The 18,491-nt window shown below is 76.0% G+C and carries 16 protein-coding genes; 13 read left to right on the top strand and 3 right to left on the bottom strand.

Annotated elements, in window-relative coordinates:
• Positions 1-96: 96 nt before the first annotated feature.
• Positions 97-1,074: an AfsR/SARP family transcriptional regulator gene (locus ACZ7JZ_RS35370; RefSeq protein ID WP_470947087.1), complete on the bottom strand. Its 978-nt coding sequence runs from the start codon at positions 1,072-1,074 to the stop codon at positions 97-99.
• 229 nt (positions 1,075-1,303) lie between these two features.
• Here ACZ7JZ_RS35370 and ACZ7JZ_RS35375 point away from each other — a divergent pair, with 229 nt between their 5' ends.
• From ACZ7JZ_RS35375 to ACZ7JZ_RS35390, 4 genes are all read left to right on the top strand, one after another.
• Positions 1,304-2,125 (top strand): AfsR/SARP family transcriptional regulator, encoded by an 822-nt coding sequence (locus ACZ7JZ_RS35375; RefSeq protein ID WP_470947089.1) that lies wholly within the window; start codon positions 1,304-1,306, stop codon positions 2,123-2,125.
• Between the two features lie 93 nt (positions 2,126-2,218).
• A complete protein-coding gene (locus ACZ7JZ_RS35380) occupies positions 2,219-2,938 on the top strand; it encodes a thioesterase II family protein (RefSeq protein ID WP_470947091.1) in 720 nt (239 codons plus the stop codon).
• A 73-nt stretch (positions 2,939-3,011) separates the two neighbouring features.
• Positions 3,012-3,296 (top strand): acyl carrier protein, encoded by a 285-nt coding sequence (locus ACZ7JZ_RS35385; protein ID WP_470947094.1) that lies wholly within the window; start codon positions 3,012-3,014, stop codon positions 3,294-3,296.
• Between the two features lie 4 nt (positions 3,297-3,300).
• Positions 3,301-4,632, top strand: coding sequence for an FAD-dependent monooxygenase (locus ACZ7JZ_RS35390; protein WP_470947096.1), 1,332 nt, complete (start codon positions 3,301-3,303; stop codon positions 4,630-4,632).
• A gap of 106 nt (positions 4,633-4,738) precedes the next feature.
• On the opposite strand, the gene ACZ7JZ_RS35395 is transcribed toward ACZ7JZ_RS35390, so the two are convergent.
• A complete protein-coding gene (locus ACZ7JZ_RS35395) occupies positions 4,739-5,215 on the bottom strand; it encodes a nuclear transport factor 2 family protein (RefSeq protein WP_470947098.1) in 477 nt (158 codons plus the stop codon).
• A gap of 192 nt (positions 5,216-5,407) precedes the next feature.
• Between ACZ7JZ_RS35395 and ACZ7JZ_RS35400 the strand changes: the two genes are divergently transcribed.
• From ACZ7JZ_RS35400 to ACZ7JZ_RS35410, 3 genes are read left to right on the top strand one after another with little or no spacing between them, the layout of a single operon-like run.
• Positions 5,408-7,093, top strand: coding sequence for a class I adenylate-forming enzyme family protein (locus ACZ7JZ_RS35400; protein ID WP_470947100.1), 1,686 nt, complete (start codon positions 5,408-5,410; stop codon positions 7,091-7,093).
• A gap of 14 nt (positions 7,094-7,107) precedes the next feature.
• On the top strand, positions 7,108-8,898 hold the full coding sequence (locus ACZ7JZ_RS35405; protein WP_470947103.1) for an FAD-dependent oxidoreductase: 1,791 nt from the start codon (positions 7,108-7,110) through the stop codon (positions 8,896-8,898).
• A gap of 47 nt (positions 8,899-8,945) precedes the next feature.
• Entirely contained in the window at positions 8,946-9,854 is a 909-nt protein-coding gene (locus ACZ7JZ_RS35410) for an SRPBCC family protein (RefSeq protein WP_470947106.1), read from the top strand.
• On the opposite strand, the gene ACZ7JZ_RS35415 is transcribed toward ACZ7JZ_RS35410, so the two are convergent.
• A complete protein-coding gene (locus ACZ7JZ_RS35415) occupies positions 9,796-10,641 on the bottom strand; it encodes a thioesterase II family protein (protein WP_470947108.1) in 846 nt (281 codons plus the stop codon). The genes ACZ7JZ_RS35410 and ACZ7JZ_RS35415 overlap by 59 nt on opposite strands.
• Before the next feature lie 238 nt (positions 10,642-10,879).
• Here ACZ7JZ_RS35415 and ACZ7JZ_RS35420 point away from each other — a divergent pair, with 238 nt between their 5' ends.
• The 6 genes from ACZ7JZ_RS35420 to metK form a co-directional block, all read left to right on the top strand.
• The gene (locus ACZ7JZ_RS35420) at positions 10,880-11,197 is read left to right on the top strand and encodes an acyl carrier protein (protein ID WP_470947111.1); all 318 of its coding nucleotides are present in this window, start codon (positions 10,880-10,882) and stop codon (positions 11,195-11,197) included.
• Between the two features lie 93 nt (positions 11,198-11,290).
• Positions 11,291-12,262 (top strand): aromatase/cyclase, encoded by a 972-nt coding sequence (locus tag ACZ7JZ_RS35425; protein WP_470947114.1) that lies wholly within the window; start codon positions 11,291-11,293, stop codon positions 12,260-12,262.
• On the top strand, positions 12,259-14,028 hold the full coding sequence (locus ACZ7JZ_RS35430) for an acyl-CoA dehydrogenase (RefSeq protein ID WP_470947116.1): 1,770 nt from the start codon (positions 12,259-12,261) through the stop codon (positions 14,026-14,028). Before ACZ7JZ_RS35425 ends, ACZ7JZ_RS35430 begins: the two co-directional genes overlap by 4 nt.
• Positions 14,029-14,116: 88 nt before the next feature.
• On the top strand, positions 14,117-14,956 hold the full coding sequence (locus ACZ7JZ_RS35435; protein ID WP_470947118.1) for a 4'-phosphopantetheinyl transferase family protein: 840 nt from the start codon (positions 14,117-14,119) through the stop codon (positions 14,954-14,956).
• Between the two features lie 48 nt (positions 14,957-15,004).
• Complete coding sequence (locus ACZ7JZ_RS35440; RefSeq protein WP_470947120.1) at positions 15,005-17,647, top strand: condensation domain-containing protein; 2,643 nt, start codon at positions 15,005-15,007, stop codon at positions 17,645-17,647.
• Positions 17,648-17,712: 65 nt separating this feature from the next.
• Positions 17,713-18,491: methionine adenosyltransferase (gene metK / locus ACZ7JZ_RS35445; protein ID WP_470947123.1), on the top strand; the 779-nt coding region annotated here is incomplete at its 3' end.

Here is an 18,491-nt window from a genome sequence, read left to right on the forward strand (position 1 = left end):
CGCTCAAACGAGCCGAGCATCGCAACGGGACACCACCCGCACCTGACACCGTCACCATCACTCGGCAGGACAGAACTTAAGTCACCAACATTGCGTCTAGACCAGGCTCGGGCCGCCCGTGAGCTGGTGCATCCGGCGCAGGAGGTCCTCCTGCTGCCGGGTCAGCACGTCGACGCGGGCGCGCAGCCGGGCCAGTTCACGGCCCAGGTCGAGCAGGGCGGCATCGGTCGCGGGGACGGGCACGGCGAGCGGGGCGGCCAGCTCGGTCGCGGTCAGCGGGGCCTCGTGGAGGATGGCCTCCATCCGGGCGCGCAGCGCCGGGCCCGGCCCCGTGCCCAGCCCGTCGGCCAGCCGGCGGCGGGCCCGCTCGTACACGCCGAGGGCCTCGGTGGGCCGGCCCGCCCGGCACAGCGCGACCATCAGCAGGTCGTAGAACCGCTCGCGCAGCGGGTGCTCGGCCGTCAGCCGCTCCAGTTCGTACGCCACCCGCTCGGCCCGCCCGCTGCGCAGGCTGGCCTCGTACAGGGACTCCAGCGCCGCCAGCCGCAGCTCCTCCAGCCGGTCGGCCTCCGCGGTGCAGATCGCCCCGCGGACGCTGCCCTCCAGCGCGGGCCCCCGCCACAGGTCCAGCGCCCGGCGCAGCAGTGTGACGGCGCGGGCCGGTTCGGCAGCGGCCGCGGCCCGGCCCTCGGCGGCGAGCCCGTGGAAGCGCTGGGCGTCGGTGGTGGCCCGGTCCAGCCGCAGCAGGTAACCCGGCGGGCGGGTGGCGATCCACTCGGGCTCGCCGCCGCCGGGCAGCAGCCGGCGCAGCCGCGCCACATGGGCCTGGAGGGCGTTGGCCGAGGCCGCGGGGGGCTCCCCGCCCCAGAGCTCGTCCACGAGCCGGTCGGCCGCCAGCACCTGCCCGGCCCGCACCGCGAGGGCGCCGAGGAGGGCGGTCTGCTTGGCGCCGGACGGGACGGACCGCTCACCGGTGCGCGGATCGAGGACCTCGACGGGGCCCAGGATGCGGAAGTCCACCGGCCCGTGCGCTCCGGGCGGCCTGCGGTCCTCGTGCTGCGCGCTGCGGTTCACGGGCGTGACTCCCGGAATTGGTGTGAACTTCTGTCCTAAATGGGAATACCTGTGCCGGAGTTCATTCCTCGTGCGAAATCTACCAGGGGAAATTTTCTCTACAAGATCAGGAAATGGAGAGCCGCTCGACAGGCGCTGGAGATTTCCGGGACTCCACTCGACACTTCGCTACCGTTCGTGCGTCGAAGGCTGAAAATCGATGCGAACTCGACCACGTACGGAGGAAACCGTGAAGATTCAGGTTCTGGGTCCGTTGAGTGCCGAGGTCAACGGGGGCTCGATTGTTCCGACGGCCGGGAAGCCGCGCCAGATCCTGGCTCTTCTCGCGCTGTATCCGGGACGGGTGATTCCCGTACCGACACTCATGGAGGAGATCTGGGGGACACAGCTCCCCCAGAGCGCCCTCACCACCCTGCAGACCTACATCCTCCAGCTGCGCAGGCGGCTGGGAACGGCCATGGGGCCCGGCGCCCCCGGCGGCGCCAAAGAGGTGCTCGCCACCCGCCACGGCGGCTATCTGATGCAGATCGCCCCCGAGGCGGTCGACGTCCACGAGTACGAGGCGCTGGTCGCCAAGGGCCAGTCCGCCTTCGAGGAGGGCGAGGACGAGCAGGCCGCCGGGCTGCTCCGCAAGGCGCTCGGCCTGTGGCAGGGGCCGGCCCTGGTCGACGTGCGCGTCGGTCCGATCCTGGAGATCGAGGTCATGCGGCTCGAGGAGAGCCGGCTCGTGACCGTCGAGCGCCGGATCGACGCCGACCTGCGCCTCGGCCGCCACACCGAACTCATCGCCGAACTGGCCGAACTGATAGCCCGTCACCCGCAGCACGAGGGACTGCACTCGCAGGCCATGGTGGCGCTCTACCGGTCCGGCCGCCAGGCGACCGCGCTCGACGTCTACCGGCGGCTGCGGGCCCGGCTCATCGACGAGCTCGGCGTGGAGCCCTCGCCCCAGCTGCAGCGCCTCCACCAGGCCATGCTGACCGTGGACCCCGCCCTGGACGTGACCTCCGGCCCGCGCCGCAGCTCCACGTTCGACCTCTACGCGGCCTAAGCCGCACCGGCCTCCCGCGGCGGCGGGTTCGAGCGGACCTCCAGCGCGGTGCGCGAGGGTCCGGGAAGAACCGACGACCGCGGGAGGACCGGCATGACTGTGCAACTGGTGTGCTTCGCGCACGCCGGGGCCGGCGTGACCGCCTTCCGGCGCTGGCAGGAGCTGAGTGGCGGCGGCGTGCAGCCGCGCCCCTGGCTGCTGCCCGGCCGCGAGGGCCGGCGGCGCGAGCCCCGGGTCACCGGCCGCACCGCCCTCCTCGCGGAGGCCCGCGCGCTGTTCGACGACCCGCCCCCCGGCCCGTACGCCCTCTACGGGCACAGCCTGGGCGGCATGATCGCCTACACCCTCGCCCGCGCCCTGCACGAGGCCGGCCGCCCGCTGCCCGCCCTGCTCGCCGTCGGGGCCTGCCCGCCGCCCGACGCCCCGCCGGGGCTGTCCGGGGCCGCGGAGGCGCCCGACGAGGACCTCTTCCGGCTCCTCGACTCCTTCGGCGCCGCCCCGCCCGGGGACGCCGCCGGCAGCCTCTGGCAGCGCAAGGTGCTGCCCGTGCTCCGGGACGACCTGCGCCTCGCCGCCGACCTGCGCGCCGCCGCGCTGGCGCCGTCCCCCGCCGGGCCGCTGCCCGTCCCGCTGCTCGCCGTGGCCGGGGCCGAGGACCCGCTCGCCACCCCGCAGGACCTCGCGGGCTGGGCCCGCTGGACCTCCGGGCGGTTCGTCCGGCGCACCGTGCCCGGCGGCCACTTCTTCGTACGGGACCGCGAACTGCCCCGCCTCATCGGCCGCGCGGGCCGCCTCGTCCAGCGCCTGCACTGAAGCGGGGCCGCGACCGGCGCAGAAGACCCTCAGGCGAGAGACGCAAGAGATCCAAGAGATGCAAGAGACGCACGTGACGGAAGAGAGGGATGCCGTGGACCGGCTGGAGCTCACCGAACTGACCCGCATCCTGCGCGAGTGCGCGGGCGAGGAGGAGCACGTGGACCTCGACGGGGACGTCCTGGACCTGCTGTTCATCGACCTCGGCTACGACTCCCTCGCCGTGCTGCAGACCACCGGCTACGTCGAGCGCAAGTTCGACGTGCTCCTCGACGAGGAGGCCGTGGACGAGGCCGACACCCCCCGCCGCTACCTCGACATGGTCAACCGGGCGCTGTCCGCCCGGGTCGCCGCCTGATCCCGTGGCGGCCCCCGCGTACGACCGCGTCCGGCCCGCGACCGGCGCCGGCTCCGAACAGGACACCGACGTCTGCGTCGTCGGTGCCGGACCCGCCGGGCTCGCCCTGGCCCTGATGCTGCTGCGCTCCGGCATCCGCGTCACCGTCCTCGAACGCTCCACCGCACTGCGCCGCGAGTTCCACGGGGAGATCCTCCAGCCCGGCGGCCAGCGGATCCTCGACGAGCTCGGCGTCCTGGCCGCGGCCCGCGCCGCGGGCTCCTGCGACCTGCGCGGCTTCCAGGTCGTGGAGCGCGGCCGGACCATGCTCGACGTGGACTACGCCCGCCTGGGCGAACCGTACGGCACCCTGCTCGCCCTGCCGCAGCCGCAGCTCCTCGGCGCCCTGCTCGACGCCTGCCGGTCCCTGCCCGGCTTCACCCTGCTCGAAGGCCACCGGCTGGCCGCCCTCGTCGAGAAGCGACCCGGCAGCCCCGTCACCGGAGCAGTCGCCCACGGGCCCGACCGCTCGCGCACCACCGTGCGGGCCGCGGTCGTCGTGGGCGCCGACGGCCGCTTCTCCAGGACCCGCGCGCTCGCCGGGATCGGGGCCGGCCGCACCGAGTCCTTCCGGCAGGACGTGGCCTGGTTCGCCCTGGAGGCGCCGGGCCGGGCCACCGGGCACGTGCGCGTCCACCGCGGGGACGGCAGCGCCGTCCTCGTCCACGACACCCACCCGGGCCGGCTGCGGATCGGCTGGACCCTGCCGCACGGCGGCTGGAACCGGGCCGCCGCCGGGGGGATCGAGGCCATCCGCCGCGATCTGGCCGGCATGCTCCCGCAGTTCGCCGACCTGCTGCACGAGCAGCTCACCGGGCTCCGGCAGCTGAGCCTGCTCGACGTGTTCGCCGCACACGCCGAGGAGTGGGTGCGCGACGGGCTGGTCCTGCTCGGCGACGCCGCCCACACGCACGGGCCCATCGGCGCCCAGGGCATCAACCTCGCCCTCCAGGACGCCGCCGCCCTGCACCCCGTGCTCGTCGGGGCGCTGGAGGCCGGCGAACCGACGGCCGGGCGGCTCGCCGCCTACCGCGAGCGCCGCGAACCGGCCGCCCTCGCCGTGCACCGGATGCAGCGGATGCAGGCCCGGGCCGTGCTCGGACCCGCCTCCGGGCCCGTCACCGGCCTGCTGCGGGCCGCCGCGGCCGGACTCGTCACGCGCACCCCCGTCGGCGGCAAGATCGCCCGCAAGGTCGCGTACGGCGCGGACCCGGTACGGGTGCGGACCGACCTCTTCACCCGGGGCACCGTCGTCGGACTGCGGCGCAGCGCCGCCCGGGCCGCCGCGGCGCGCTGAGCCGGGCCGGCCCGGCGGCCGGTACGCGCGCACCGGCGGCCGGTACGCGCACAGGGGCGGCCGGTACCCGGGTACCGGCCGCCCCTGTGCGTACGTCTGAGGACCGTCAGAACGACAGGTGGTCCGGGGTGATGCGGCGCTCGCGCACCAGCAGCCCGCCCCGCATCCGGACCAGGACGTCCTCCACGACCGCGCTCGGGCTCGGCTCCGGCACCGGGTTCCACGGCCGCGTCACCCACACCACCGAGTAGAAGCGCGTGCGCAGCGAGCCGTCCGGCTGCTCGTACACCTGGAGCATGTTGAACCAGTGCCGGCGCTGCACCTGCTCGGCGCCGAAGCGCTTGTGGTGCGCCGTGCGCAGCGCCAGGGCGATGGCCCCGCGCCCCATCGCGCCCGCCTGCACCGGCGAGGGCGAGAGCACCCCGTCCTCCGTGAAGGTCTCCGCGAACGCCTCCACCCGCAGGTCGTCGAGGAGCTCCACCTGCCGGGCGTAGAACTGCTGCACCTCGGTGTACGGATCGGCGGCCGGCGCGAGCAGGGGCTCCCTGAACTCGGCCTCGGGGATGGTCGTGTACGGGCTCATGCCGCTCCTCGGGATTCGTCGAACGCTTCCGGACCCGTCCGATGCCTGCGGTCCAGCGTGTCCGGACAGCCTCTGCGGCACAGATCGAGGGGCCTTCGAAGATTCCTCAAGCGGCGCTGCGGACAGTGGGACGGCCGGACCGGCCCGAACAGCTCGCACCGCCCGCACAGTTCGACCAGGAGGGACAGCGCCGTGCCGATCTTCACGTACCCGGAACTGCCGCTCGACGGACTCCTGCGCCGCGCCGCCATCCGGGACCCCGGGGGCTGCGCGCTGCGCACCGGCGAGCACGCCCTGACCTTCGCCGGGCTCGACGACCGGGCCGACCGCTTCGCCGCGTACACCGCGCGGGCCGCGGGGCGCCGCGGGGCCCGGATCGGCGTGGCCAACGTGCTCGGCCCCGACTTCGCGGCCGCCTACTACGGGACCGTCCGCGGCGGGGGCACCGCCGTCCTGCTCAACCCCCTGCTCACGGCCGAAGGGCTCCTGCACGCCTGCGCCGCGGCCGCCGTCGAGATCGCCTTCGTCCCCACCGCCACCGCCGAACTGCTGGTCAAGGTGGCCGACCGGCTGCCGGCGCTGCGCACGGTCGTGGTCACCGACGCGCCGGACGGGATCGTGCCCTCCGACGCCGTGCCGCTGGAACTCGCCCTGGACTCCGTACCCGCGGCGGAGAGCGCCCCCGGCGGGCACGGCAGCGGACCGGCCGACCTGGACTCCGACGCCTGCATCCAGTTCACCACCGGCACCACCGGCCGGCCCCGCGGCGTCCGCCTGACCCACCGCAACCTGGTCGCCAACGCCGCGCAGACCGCCGCCGCGCACGGCCTCGGCAGCGACTCCGTACTCGTCAACCACCTGCCGCTCTACCACGCGATGCACCTCAACTCCGGTGTGTACGCGGGCGCCTGCCAGGTGCTGTGCCCGGACCCCGACCCCCGGGCCGCGCTCGCCCTGGCCGCCGCGGCCGGGGCCACCCACCTCTACGCCCTGCCGGCGCGCCTGCACCGGCTGGCGGCCGACATCCGGCACGCAGAGGCCGCCGGGTCCGCCGGGTCCGCCGGGTCTGCGGGGGAGGCCGGGGCGGACAGGGCGGCCGGGCCGGCCGGGGATCCCGCGGCCGTCCTGCCCCCGCGGCCCGCCGGGCCGGCGCTGACCGCCGTCCTCAGCGGCGGCACCGCCCTCGCCGCCGCGGACGCCCGGCTGCTGCGCGAACGCCTCGGCGTTCCCGTGGTCCAGGGCTACGGCATGGCCGAGCTCTCCCCCCTCAGCCACTCCCAGGGCCCCGCCGCCAAGGCGAAGACCGGCTCCGTCGGCACCCCCGTCCCCGGCACCGACTGCCGCGTCGTCCACCTGGAGACCGGCCTCCCGCTGGGCGTGTACGCCACCGGCGAGGTACAGGTCCGCGGACCCCAGCTGATGGCCGGGTACCTCGGCGAGGAGACGCACCCCGCCCTCAGCGGGGGCTGGTTCCCCACCGGCGACGTCGGCTACCTCACCCCCGACGGCGAGCTGTTCCTCGTCGACCGGATCGGCGACGTCTTCAAGTACGACAACGAGCTCGTCTCCCCCTCCGCGGTCGAGGACGCCGTCACCGCCGACCCCCGCGTCGCCGACTGCGTGGTCGTCGGCTGGCCCGACCCCGTCCACGGGGCCGTGCCCTGGCTCGGGATCGTGCTGCGCGACCCCACCGCGCCCGGGCTGCTCGACCGCGTCGACTCCGTGGTCGAGGGAGCCAACTCCCGCCTCGCCGCCCACGAGCAGATCCGCCGGGTCGAGGTGATCGACTCCGTACCCCGCACCCCCGTCGGCAAGCCGGAGCGCCGCGCCCTGCGCCGCGACATCCGCAACCGCGCCGCGGCCGAGGCCGCCGCCTGAGAGGAGAAGTACCCGTGACCTCCCACGTCCTGGTCGTCGGCGCCGGTCCCGTCGGCCTCACCGCCGCCCACGAACTCGCCCGCCGCGGCCTGCGGGTCCGCCTGGTCGACGGGGCCCCCGGCCCCGCCGCCACCAGCCGCGCCGTCGCCGTGCACCCGCGCACCCTGGAGACCTTCGACCAGATGGGCATCGCGGAGCCCTTCACCGCGGCCGGGCGGCAGAACCGCGCCTTCACCATGTTCGCGCGCGGCCGCAGGCTCGTCCGCCTCGAAGCGGACTACTCCTCCATGCCCACCCGCTACCCGTACACCGTCATCCTGGAGCAGACCCGCACCGAGGCCCTGCTGCGCGAGGCCGTCGCCCGGCTCGGCGTCCGCGTCGAGTGGGGGGTGCGGCTCGACTCGCTGGAGCAGGACCGCGACGGGGTCCGGGCCCGCCTCACCCACGCCGACGGCCGCACCGAGGAGTACGCGGCCGACTGGCTCGTCGGCTGCGACGGCGGCCACAGCACCGTCCGCAAGCAGCTGCGGCTGCCGCTCATCGGCGAGTCCAGCGAGACCTGGGAGCTCGCCGACGCGCCCGTCGAGGCCGACCTCCCGCAGGACACCATCTACTGGGTCCACACCGGCCGGCAGGCCCTGATGATGGTCCCGTACAGCCGCGAGGGCCGCTGGCGGCTGCTGGACACCGCGCCCGCCGCGGCGGGTTCCGGTACGGAGTCCGGTACCGCGGCGGTCACCGCGCGCCTCGGGGCCAAGCTGAGCGCCGGCCTCGGCCGCGAGGTCCGCGTCGGCACCCCCGAGTGGACCTCCGTCTTCACCTTCCAGCAGCGCATGGTCCCGCGGATGCACGACGGCCGCGTCTTCGTCTGCGGGGACGCCGCCCACGTCCACAGCCCCGCCTCCGGCCAGGGCATGAACACCGGGATCCAGGAGGCGTACAACCTCGCCTGGAAGCTCGCCATGACCGCCCGCGGCGAGGCCGGGCCCGAACTCCTCGCCACCTACAGCGAGGAGCGGGTGCCCGTCGGCAAGGCCCTGCTCGGCTCCACCCGCAAGGCCACCTTCCTCGTCCAGTTCAAGAACACCCTGGCCGGGATCATGCTCCCGGTCGTCTTCACCTTCGTCCGCAACATCGGTCCGCTGCGCCGCGCCATCCAGCGCAAGGTGCTCGGCGCGATGTCCGGACTGCGGCTCGGCTACCCGGAGAGCTCCCTCACCACCGGCGCGGCAGCCGGCACCCGGGGCGCCGGCGCGCTCGCGCCCGGCACCCGGGCCGCCGCGGCCGCCGCCCGCCACCCCGGCAGCCTCGGCGCCGACGCCCTGCGCAGCGAACTGCGCGACGTCCGCTGGTCCCTGCTGGTCGCCGACGGCGGCTCCGACGCGGCCCGCCGGACCGCCGCCGCCGCCCGCGGCGCCCACGGCTCCTGGCTGTCCGTACGGACCCTCGGCGCCCCCATCGGGACACCGGGCGCCCTCCTCGACCCCGCCGGCCGGCTGCGCCGCACCCTGGGCCTGGGCCCCGGCGGCTGGGTGCTGGTCCGGCCCGACGGGTACACGGCCGCCGGCGGCCCCGCCCTGGACCGCGCCGCCCTGGAGCGGGCCCTGTCCCCGCTCGGCCCGGCCGCCGCCCTGCCGGAGGAGGACGCGCCGTACGCGCAGGACAGCCCGTACGCGCAGGACGCGCCCGCCGCGACCGCAGCCGCGTACACGGCCGCCGCCCACACCGCCGCCGCGCGGCCCTGCGCCCCGCACACCGCCGTCCCCGACGCGGCCGCCGCCCGGGTCCTCGAAGCCCGGCGGTAGCCCCGGCAGCCCCGCACCACCACGCCGTCACACCCGAGGAGCCGCACATGACCCGATCCGCGCAGACGCACGGCACGGTGCACCAGACCGAGATCGCGGCCCCCGCCGGACTGGTCTACGGGCTGCTCGCCGACGCGGCGCAGTGGCCCCTGTACGTGCCGGACGCGGTGTACGTGGAACGCCTCGGCTTCGACGGGGCCGGCGAGCGGCTGCGCCGCTGGGACACCACCGGCGGCGCCCCCCGCTCTCGGACCCTGCGGCGCACCCTCGACGCCACCCGGCGCCGGATCGCCTTCCACGAGGAGGACCCGGCCGACCCGGACACCGCGCCCTCCGGCAGCTGGACCGTGGAGTCCCTCGGCGCCGAACGGGCCCGGCTGACCCTGGAGCTGGACCCCGCGGCCCCGGGCGGCCGCGGCCCGTCCCCTGCGGCGGCCCGGGCCCGGGAGGCCGCCGCGGACTCCGTACGCGCCGAGGCGGACCACCTGGCCCGGCTGGCCGCGCACTGGGACCGCCTCGACGAACTGGTCCTCTGCTTCGAGGAGTCGGTGCACATCGACGCCCCGCCCGAGCGGGTCTACGCCCTGCTGGAGAACCAGGGACCCCGGCCCTGCCGGGTCGCCGCGGTCCCACCCGACTCGGTCCGGGTCCGGCTGCCCGCCCGCGGCCTCGTCGTGCACAAGCAGCCCCGGCCCCCGGCGCCCCTGGCCTCCCACACCGGGGTCTGGACCGTCGCCGACGGCGGCGCGGGCACCACCACCCTCACCTCACGGCACGGGGTGCTCTTCGGCACCGGGGACATCACCGGGCTCTTCGGCCCCGGCGCCAGCTTCGAGACCGCCCGCCACCACGTGCGCCGCACCCTGGTCAAGCGCAGCGCCGCGGTGATGGAGCACGTCAGGCGGTCGGCAGAGGAACCGGACGCCCGGCTGCCGCAGCCGGCTCGGGCCGCCTGAGCCCCCGCCGCGCGCCGAGCTCCGCCCCGCGCAGCTCCGGGCTGCGGCCCAGGTGGGTCAGCACGGTGTCCAGTACCGCCTCCTCGTGCTCGGTGAGGAAGAAGTGCCCGCCGGGGAACACCTCGGCGGTGAACGGCCCGGTGGTGTGGTCCTCCCAGGCCAGCACCCCGTCCAGGGGCACGACGGGGTCCCGGTCCCCGGTCAGCGCCACCACCGGGCACACCAGCGCGGGCCGCGGCCGGTACGCGTACGTCTCCACCGCCCGGTAGTCCGCACGCAGCGCCGGCAGCACCATCGCCAGCAGGTCGGGGTCCTGCATCAGGGCCGCGTCCGTACCGCCCAGCGCGCTCATCTCCGACAGCAGCCGCTCGTCGTCCGCACTGCCCAGGTCCCCTTCGAACGGGACCGAGGGGGCCGGGCGCCCGGAGGCGAACAGCGCCGCCGGCACCTCCCCGGCGGCCTCCAGCCGGCAGGCCACCTCGAAGCCGAGGGTGGCGCCCATGCTGTGCCCGAACAGGGCCAGCGGCCGGTCCCGGTACGGGGCCAGGGCCTGCGTGATCAGGTCGGCGAGCACCTGCATATCGTCCAGCGGCTCCTCGGCCCGCCGGTCCTGGCGGCCCGGGTACTGGACGGCCAGCACGTCCACGGCGGGGGACAGCCCCCGCGCCACCGGTACGAAGAACCCCGCGGAACCGCCGCCGTGCGGCAGGCACACCAGCCGGACCGGAGCCTGCGGAGCGGGCTGGAACCTCCTGAACCAGCTGCCCCCACCCGGAACCACGCCCATCGCCCCGCCCCTCCCTGCCGCGGCCCCGGGCCGTCTCTCCCGGCCGGGCCGACTCCTCGCGTCGCGCCCAGCATCACCGGCCGGGGCCCGCCCGGCCAGAGCCGGCCGCGCGCGTTCCGACGGTTGTCGACGGTTTCTCCAGCGGACGCTGAGAACGTGCCGAGTACGCCGCGGCCCGCAGCCCGCGGCCGTCCGTCCGCCGCCCGCCGCGGCAGCCCTCCCGGAGGAGTCCATGCCCGTGTCCGCGCAACCCGCCGGGAACCGGCGCGCGCCGGGCGGCAGGGACGTGCGGGACAGGATCACCGCGTACCTCGCGCGCTTCCTGCCGGTGCACGAACTGGCGGACGACGAGGACATCTTCGGCCTGGGCTACGTCAGCTCCGTCTTCGGACTGGAGCTGCTCGCCTTCGTCGAGGAGGAGTTCGGCATCCGGACCGGGCGGGCGGACCTGGACTTCGAGGACTTCCGCTCCGTCGGCGCCCTGGTGGCGTTCGTCGGCGCGCGGTGTCCCCCCGGGACGGCCGCAGGAGCGGCACCGCCGCCGAGCCGCGCGTGAGAGCGCCTGGACGGCGGATCGAGGGCGCTTCGAGCGGCCCTCAGGCACAGCAGGGCACAGTCGAGAGCAAGGGCGAGAGAGGTGTGGGTCGATATGTCGGTTGAGCGAGTGCATCGCACGTCGTACGCGGTGGACGTGGCCGCGCCCGCGGGCGTTCTGTACGGGCTGGTCGCGGACACCACGCAGTGGCCGCTTTTCGTGCCGCCGACGGTTCACGTCGAGCGGCTGGACTTCGACGGTACGCGCGACCGGTTCCGCATGTGGGTGACGGCCAACGGCTCCGTCAACTCGTGGATCTCCCGCAGGTACCTCGACGCGGAGAACCGCACGATCGACTTCCACCAGGAGATCGCCGCGGCCCCCGCCGCACACATGGGCGGCCGCTGGGTCGTCGAGGAGCTGGGCCGCGACCGCTCGCGGATCACCCTCCTGCACGACTTCACCGTCACCGGCGACGACCCGGCGGGCACCGAGTGGCTGACGCGCGCCACCGACGACAACAGCCGCGCCGAGCTCGCCCGGCTGAAGCAGACCGCCGAACTCTGGGACCGGATCGACGAACTGCAGCTGACCTTCGAGGAGTCGGTGCGCGTCCAGGGACCCGCCGAACTCGTCTACGACTTCCTGTACGGGGTCCAGGACTGGCCCGACCAGCTGGCCCACGTCGCCCGCGCCGAGGTGCGCGAGGAGCAGCCCGGCATCCAGATCGTCACCATGGACACCGTCACCCCCGGCGGCGGCCCCGCCGAGACCACGGAGTCCGTCCGCGTCTGCTTCCCCCACGCCGGCCGGATCTGCTTCAAGCAGACCCGCACCGCCCCGCTGATCACCGCCCACAGCGGCGAGTGGTCCGTCACCCCCGACGAGAACGGCGTCACCGCCGTCGCCACGCACAACGTCCTGCTGCGCGAGGACGCCGTCGAGACCGTCCTCGGCCCCGGCGCCGACCTCGCCCAGGCCCGCCGGTACGTGCGCGACAGCCTGGGCGCGGCCAGCGCGGCCACCCTCGGGCTCGCCCGCCGGCACGCGGAGTCCGCGGTCCGCGTGCTGTCCCCGGGGCGGTGACCGGGCACCCCATGGCCACCCTGCTCGACGTCCAGCCGCCGCCCGCCGGCGCCCCCGCCCCCGGGGCGGCGGCGCCGGAACGGGCCGCGCGGCTCGAAGCGCTGCTCGGCGACCCGCTGCGGCCCGCCAACCCCCACGGCATCGCCGCGCTCATCGCCGCCGACGACCTGCGCCGGCCCCCCGCGGCCACCGAGCGGCTCCTCACCGAAGCAGGCCTCGGCGCCGAGTTCGTACCCGCCGCCCTCGGCGGCCGCCTCACCCGCGCCGACCTGCTCGCCAAGGTGCTGCGCCCGGTCTTCCGCCGCGACCTGGCCCTCGGCTTCGGCTTCGGGATCACCTCGCTCTTCGCCACGGCCGCCGTCTGGGCGGCCGGCACCCCCCGCCAGCGCGAGGAGACCGCCGCCCTGCTCACCGGCGGCGGCCGGGCCTCGATCGTCCACCACGAACTCGCCCACGCCAACGCCATCCTGCGCGACGAGTTCACGGCCGCCCCCGCCCCCGGCGGCGGCCGCCTCCTCGGCGGCCGCAAGGACGTGATCATGAACGCCGCCCGGGCCGGCGCGTACGTCGTCTACGCCCGCACCGACCCCGAGCGCGGCCCCCGCAGCCACTCCGTCTTCCTGCTGCGCCCCGGCGAACTGCCCGCCGACGGGGTGCGCCACCTGCCCCGCGTCCACACCCCCGGGATGCGCGGCGGGCTCTTCAGCGGACTGGAGTTCACCGACTGCCCCGTACCCGGGGACGCCATGGTCGGCCGGCCCGGCGAAGGCGTCGCCCTCGCACTGCGCACCTTCCAGGTCAACCGCTGCCTCATCCCCGCCGTCGCCGTCTCCTCCGTCGACACCGTCCTGCACTCGGCGGTCCGCGCGGTCACCACCGGCCGCAGCACCCCCGTCGCCCGCCGCTGGCACAAACCGCTCGCCGGGGTCTTCGCCGACCTCCTCGCCTGCGACGCCATGGCCGGTACGGCCCTGCGCTCCCTCAGCCTGCTGCCCGAGCGCACCCACGTCCTCGCCGCGGCCGTCAAGTACGTCGTACCCGACCTGCTGCGCGAGGACCTGGAAGAGCTGGCCTCCGTCCTCGGCTCCCACGGCTACGAGCACGGCAGCCCCCAGTACGGCGCCCTGGAGAAGGTCGTGCGCGACCTGCCCGTGGCCGGCCTCGGCCACGCCGGCACCGCCGCCTGCCAGGCCGTCATCGTGCCCCAGTTGCGCACCCTCGCCGAACGCTCCTGGTTCCGCGCCGACGAACCGCCGCCCGGAGTGTTCCGCCCCGACGCCGACCTGCCCGACCTCGACTACCGGCTGCTCGGCTTCGCGGGCGGCGAGGACTTCCTGCCCGCCTCCCTCGTCGCCTGCGCCGACCGGCTCGCCGCGCACCGCGCCGTCGGCGGCCACGTCACCGCCCTCGGCGAACTCGCCGAGAGCTTCGTCAACGAGCTCCGCACCCTGCGCACCGTCTGCGCCGCACTGCCCACCGGGCGCGCCGCGCTCTCCGACCCCGCCGTCGTCGTCCTCAGCGACCGGTACGCCCTCATCCTGGCCGCGGCCGCGGTGCTCGGGGTCTGGGAGGGCCAGGACGGCAGCGACCCCTTCCTCGCCGCGCCCGCCTGGGCGGTGCTCGCCCTCACCCGGCTCGCCGGCCGCCTCGGCATCGCCGCCCCCGAACTGCCCGCGGGCTGCCTGGAGGAGGTGCTCGCCGAACTCCTCGCGCGCTACCGCACCGGCCGCAGCTGCGACCTCGACGGCACCGGGCACCCCCTGTGACCCGCCGCGCGGGAGCCCCGCGAGACCCGATCACCGAGCGGTGCGCGACCGGCGCACCCCCCGGCCGCCGCAGAGGAGGGCAGGACCCATGCCGGAGCAGTACCGCACGACCGACGGGCGCGGAGTCCCGTCACCCGTCCACGTCGCGGGCCCCGAGGGCCCCTGGGAGGCCGTGCACGGGGACCTGGAGGCGCTCGGCAGCGCCGTGGTGTACGCGACCTGGGGGGAGTGGCTGACCGCCGCGCTCTCCGACGCGGGGCTGCGGCCCCTGCTGGGCCGCGACTGGCCGCGCTACCGGCGCACCGAGGACGCGGCCGTGCGCTACCGCTTCGTCACCTCGCGGATGGTGGTCAAGTACACGGCCGCCGCCGCGCTGCGGACGGACCCGGCCTCCCTCGACCTCGCGTACAAGATCGGTGGACGCCCCTACATCAGGGGGCTCGACCAGATCGACGTCAGCCTGAGCCACACGGACGACGTGATCGCCGTGGGCGTCAGCAGGACCGGCCGGATCGGCGTGGACGTGGAGCCGGCCGCCCGCCGGATGTCCTTCGAGCTCCTCCACGACCACATGTGCACCCCGGCCGAACAGGCCGAGCTCGTCGGGCTGTCCGAGGAGCGCAAGGCCGCGGAGCTGCTCAGGCTGTGGACCCTCAAGGAGGCCTACACCAAGGCCCTGGGTCAGGGCCTGAGGCTGGGGTTCACGGAGTTCGGCTTCGGACTGGAGAGCGGGGACCTGCTGGCCCCCGACGGCAGCCCGGCCGCCCGCGGCGAATGGGCCTTCGGAACCCACCGGGTGCTCGGCCGCTACCTGCTCAGCGTGGCCTGCCACGACACGGGCCTCGACCCGGACCGCGACACCGCCGTCGGCACGATGCTCGACGACGGGTTCATGGGCGCCGTGGAGGAGATGCTCGCGGCCGGCTGACGCCGGGCAGGGGTGCGGGAGGGCCCGCGGGCCGCCCGCGGCACCCCCGTGTCAGCGGCGCGTCAGCGCCGCGTGGCGGGACGGCCCATACTCCCGACCCCCGCCGAGTGCCTGCGCACCCGGCCGCACGAACCGCACGACCTGCACCACCCGTACGAGCTGCACCACCTGCACCACCTGCGCGACCTGCACCACCTGCGCGACGGAACCGACCGAGCACTGCCGACAGAGGAGGAGGGACTGATGACCGTGGCCGCACCCCGGGCCGTGACGGTGGTCATCACCCCCGGCCGGCCGAGCTCGCTGGACCTCCACGGCCCGCTGGCACCCGGCGAGCTGGAGCCGCTGTTCGACCGCTTCCCGCCGCCGCGCCCCGCACTGCACCGGCACTCCCCGGTCCACCACACCCTGCGGCTGCCCCTGTCCTTCGACGCCGGCCGGCTGGCCGACCTGCTGACCCTGCCGGGTCCGGGCGGGACGGCGGAGACGGGGACGGAGACGCAGACGGAGGTACGAGGGGCGGCAGATGAGGCAGATACGGCAGCCGCTGCGGCGCCCGCCGCGCCGGGTGCGCGCGCGTTAGCGGACGAGGTCCGGGAGGGCCCGCGGGACTGCCGCCCGCAGGACCCGGGGCCCGCCGACCCGCGCACCGGACCCCGTACGGACGCCCGTACGGACGCCCGTACCGAAGCCCGTACGGACGCCCTCGCCGAGGCCCTCGCCGAAGCCCTCACCGACGCGGGCGGCGAGGCGCGCACCGGCGCCCGGCGGTCCGGCGCCGCCGCGGGCAGCCCGTACGCGCCCCTCCACGGGCACCCCGCCGCCCCCCGCCAGCAGGACATCCTGCTCGGCTCCCTCACCCACCCCGGCGCCGGGCTCCACGTGGAGCAGATCCACTGGCGCTGGCACGGCCCGCTCGACCCCGAGCGCTTCCGGGCGGCCTGGCAGAGCGTCACCGACCACGAGGCCGTCCTGCGCGCCGCCCTCGCCCGGCCCGTCCCGCACCGGCCGCCGCGGATCGTCGTGCACCCCACCGGCAGCCTGCAGATCACCCGCTACCCGCAGGGCACCGCCGAGTGGAACACCCTGGTCGCCGCCGAGCGGCTGCGCGAGTTCGACCTGGACCGCAGCGGACCCCTGCGCATCGTGCTCGTCGACGAGCACCCGGACGCGGCCGCCGACGGCCGCCGCGGCCACGAAGCGGCCGACGGGACAGACCCGGCCGATACGCGCGGCGCGAACGGCCCCGGCCCCGGCCCGGGCGCCCCCGGCACCCGGATCCTCGTCACCTACCACCAGGCCCTGATCGACACCCGCAGCATGGGCCTGCTCCTGCGCGCCTTCTACCGGGCCTACCTCGCCGACGGCCGCGCCCGCGGCGGCGAGCGCCGCCCCGACCTGCGCGACCACCTCCAGTGGGTCGGCACCCAGGACCTGGGCCCCGCCCGCGCCTTCTGGACCCGCGCCGTCCCCCCGGCCGGGGCCGCCACCCTGCCCGCCCGGGCCACCGCCGCAGACACCCGCCAGCGCGGCCACGGCCGCACCTGGCAGCGGCTCGCCCCGCACGAGGCCGTCCGGCTCCGCGACTGGGCCGCCGGCCACGGCGCCACCGAGAGCACCGTCGTCCAGGCCGCCTGGGCCCTGCTCCTGCACCGCGCCCACCCCGCCCCCGCCCCGGTGGCCTTCGCCGCGACCGTGTCCGGCCGCGGGATCGGCCTCGACGGGGCCGAGGCCCTGCCGGGCCCGCTCTCCAACCCCCTCCCGGTCGCCGTGGACGTCAGCCCCCGCACCCCGGTCCGCGAACTGCTCGCCGCCCTCACCGACCGGGCCATCGACACCACCGCGTACGAATGGGTCTCCGCCGGCCAGGTCCACGCCTGGTCCGGCCGCCCCGGCGACGAGGAGCTCACCGAGTCCGTCCTCGTCTTCCTGCCCCCCGACCCCCTCGCCGCCCGCCCCGGACCGGTCGCCGACCCGGCCGCCGGGCTGCGCGGGGAACTCGCCGCCGAAGGCGTGCGCGTGGAGCCGCCCGAGATGTTCGGCGCGCACACCGGCGTGCCCCTCACCCTCTCCGCCCGCCACGACGGGGTCGGCGGCCTGGTCCTGACCGTGGTCCACGACCGGACCCGGATCGCGGACGCCGACGCCGCCGAATGCCTGGCCCAACTCGTCCGGCTGCTGCGGGACTTCCCCCTCGCCGTGGCGGGCGCCACCACCGTCGAGGAGGCCCTGCGCCTCCTCGACGGGCGGCCCGTACCCGCCATGGCCCACCGGCCGGCCTCCCCGCTGCACCTGCTGCGCCCGGCCGCCGCCCCCGGCGCGGGCCTGATCTGCCTGATCCCGCCGCCCGGCGCCCCCGTCGGCTGCTACGACGCCCTGGCCCGCGACCACCGCGGCCCCCAGGCCCTCGCCGTGGTCGCCGCCCCCGCGGACGCCACCGCCTGCCTGACCGCCCTCGGACCCGCCCTCGCCGCCCGCGAACCCGTCCTCCTGGGCGGCCACTCGGGTGCCGGCTCCCTCGCCTACGACGTGGCCCGGCGCATCGCGGCCCACGGCTGGGAGCCCCCGCTCGTCGCCGTCGGCGGCGCCCCCGCCGCCCGCGGGGCCGCCCACGAACTCGCCTCGGCCCTCACCGAGGCCGCCACCGCCACCGCCCGCGCGGCGCGCGAAGCCGCCGACGGGCCCGCATGACCCACGCACCGGCCGGGCGCACCGGGCCCGGCCGCCCGCCTTCCTCCCACCACCTGGAGTCCTCCATGTCCCGCCGCCTGTTCACCTCGGAGTCCGTGACCGAGGGGCATCCCGACAAGATCGCCGACCAGATCAGCGACACGATCCTCGACGCCCTGCTGAGCCAGGACCCGACCTCCCGCGTCGCCGTGGAGACCCTGATCACCACCGGTCTCGTGCACATCGCGGGCGAGGTCACCACCAAGGCGTACGCGCCGATCGCCCAGCTCGTCCGCGAGAAGATCCTGGAGATCGGCTACGACTCCTCGCAGAAGGGCTTCGACGGGGCCTCCTGCGGGGTCTCCGTCTCCATCGGCGCGCAGTCCCCGGACATCGCGCAGGGCGTCGACACGGCGTACGAGAGCCGTGTGGAAGGCGACGAGGACGAGCTGGACAAGCAGGGCGCCGGCGACCAGGGCCTGATGTTCGGCTACGCCAGCAACGAGACCCCCGAGCTGATGCCGCTGCCCATCCACCTCGCGCACCGGCTCTCCCGCCGCCTCTCCGAGGTCCGCAAGAACGGGACCATCCCGTACCTGCGCCCCGACGGCAAGACCCAGGTCACCATCGAGTACGACGGCGACAAGGCCGTCCGCCTCGACACCGTCGTCGTGTCCTCGCAGCACGCCTCGGACATCGACCTCGACGCCCTGCTGACCCCGGACATCCGCCAGCACGTGGTCGAGCACGTGCTCGCCGCCCTGGCCGCCGACGGCATCAAGCTGGAGACCGAGGGCTACCGCCTGCTGGTGAACCCGACCGGCCGCTTCGAGATCGGCGGCCCGATGGGCGACGCCGGCCTGAC

Source organism: Streptomyces sp. NPDC038213, assembly GCF_055600495.1.

Coding starts and splice junctions, on each gene's coding strand:
- ACZ7JZ_RS35435 (WP_470947118.1), top strand. CDS start 14,117: ATGCCGGAGCAGTACCGCACGACCGACGGGCGCGGAGTCCCGTCACCC.
- ACZ7JZ_RS35380 (WP_470947091.1), top strand. CDS start 2,219: ATGACTGTGCAACTGGTGTGCTTCGCGCACGCCGGGGCCGGCGTGACC.
- ACZ7JZ_RS35425 (WP_470947114.1), top strand. CDS start 11,291: ATGTCGGTTGAGCGAGTGCATCGCACGTCGTACGCGGTGGACGTGGCC.
- ACZ7JZ_RS35415 (WP_470947108.1), bottom strand. CDS start 10,641: ATGGGCGTGGTTCCGGGTGGGGGCAGCTGGTTCAGGAGGTTCCAGCCC.
- ACZ7JZ_RS35410 (WP_470947106.1), top strand. CDS start 8,946: ATGACCCGATCCGCGCAGACGCACGGCACGGTGCACCAGACCGAGATC.
- ACZ7JZ_RS35395 (WP_470947098.1), bottom strand. CDS start 5,215: ATGAGCCCGTACACGACCATCCCCGAGGCCGAGTTCAGGGAGCCCCTG.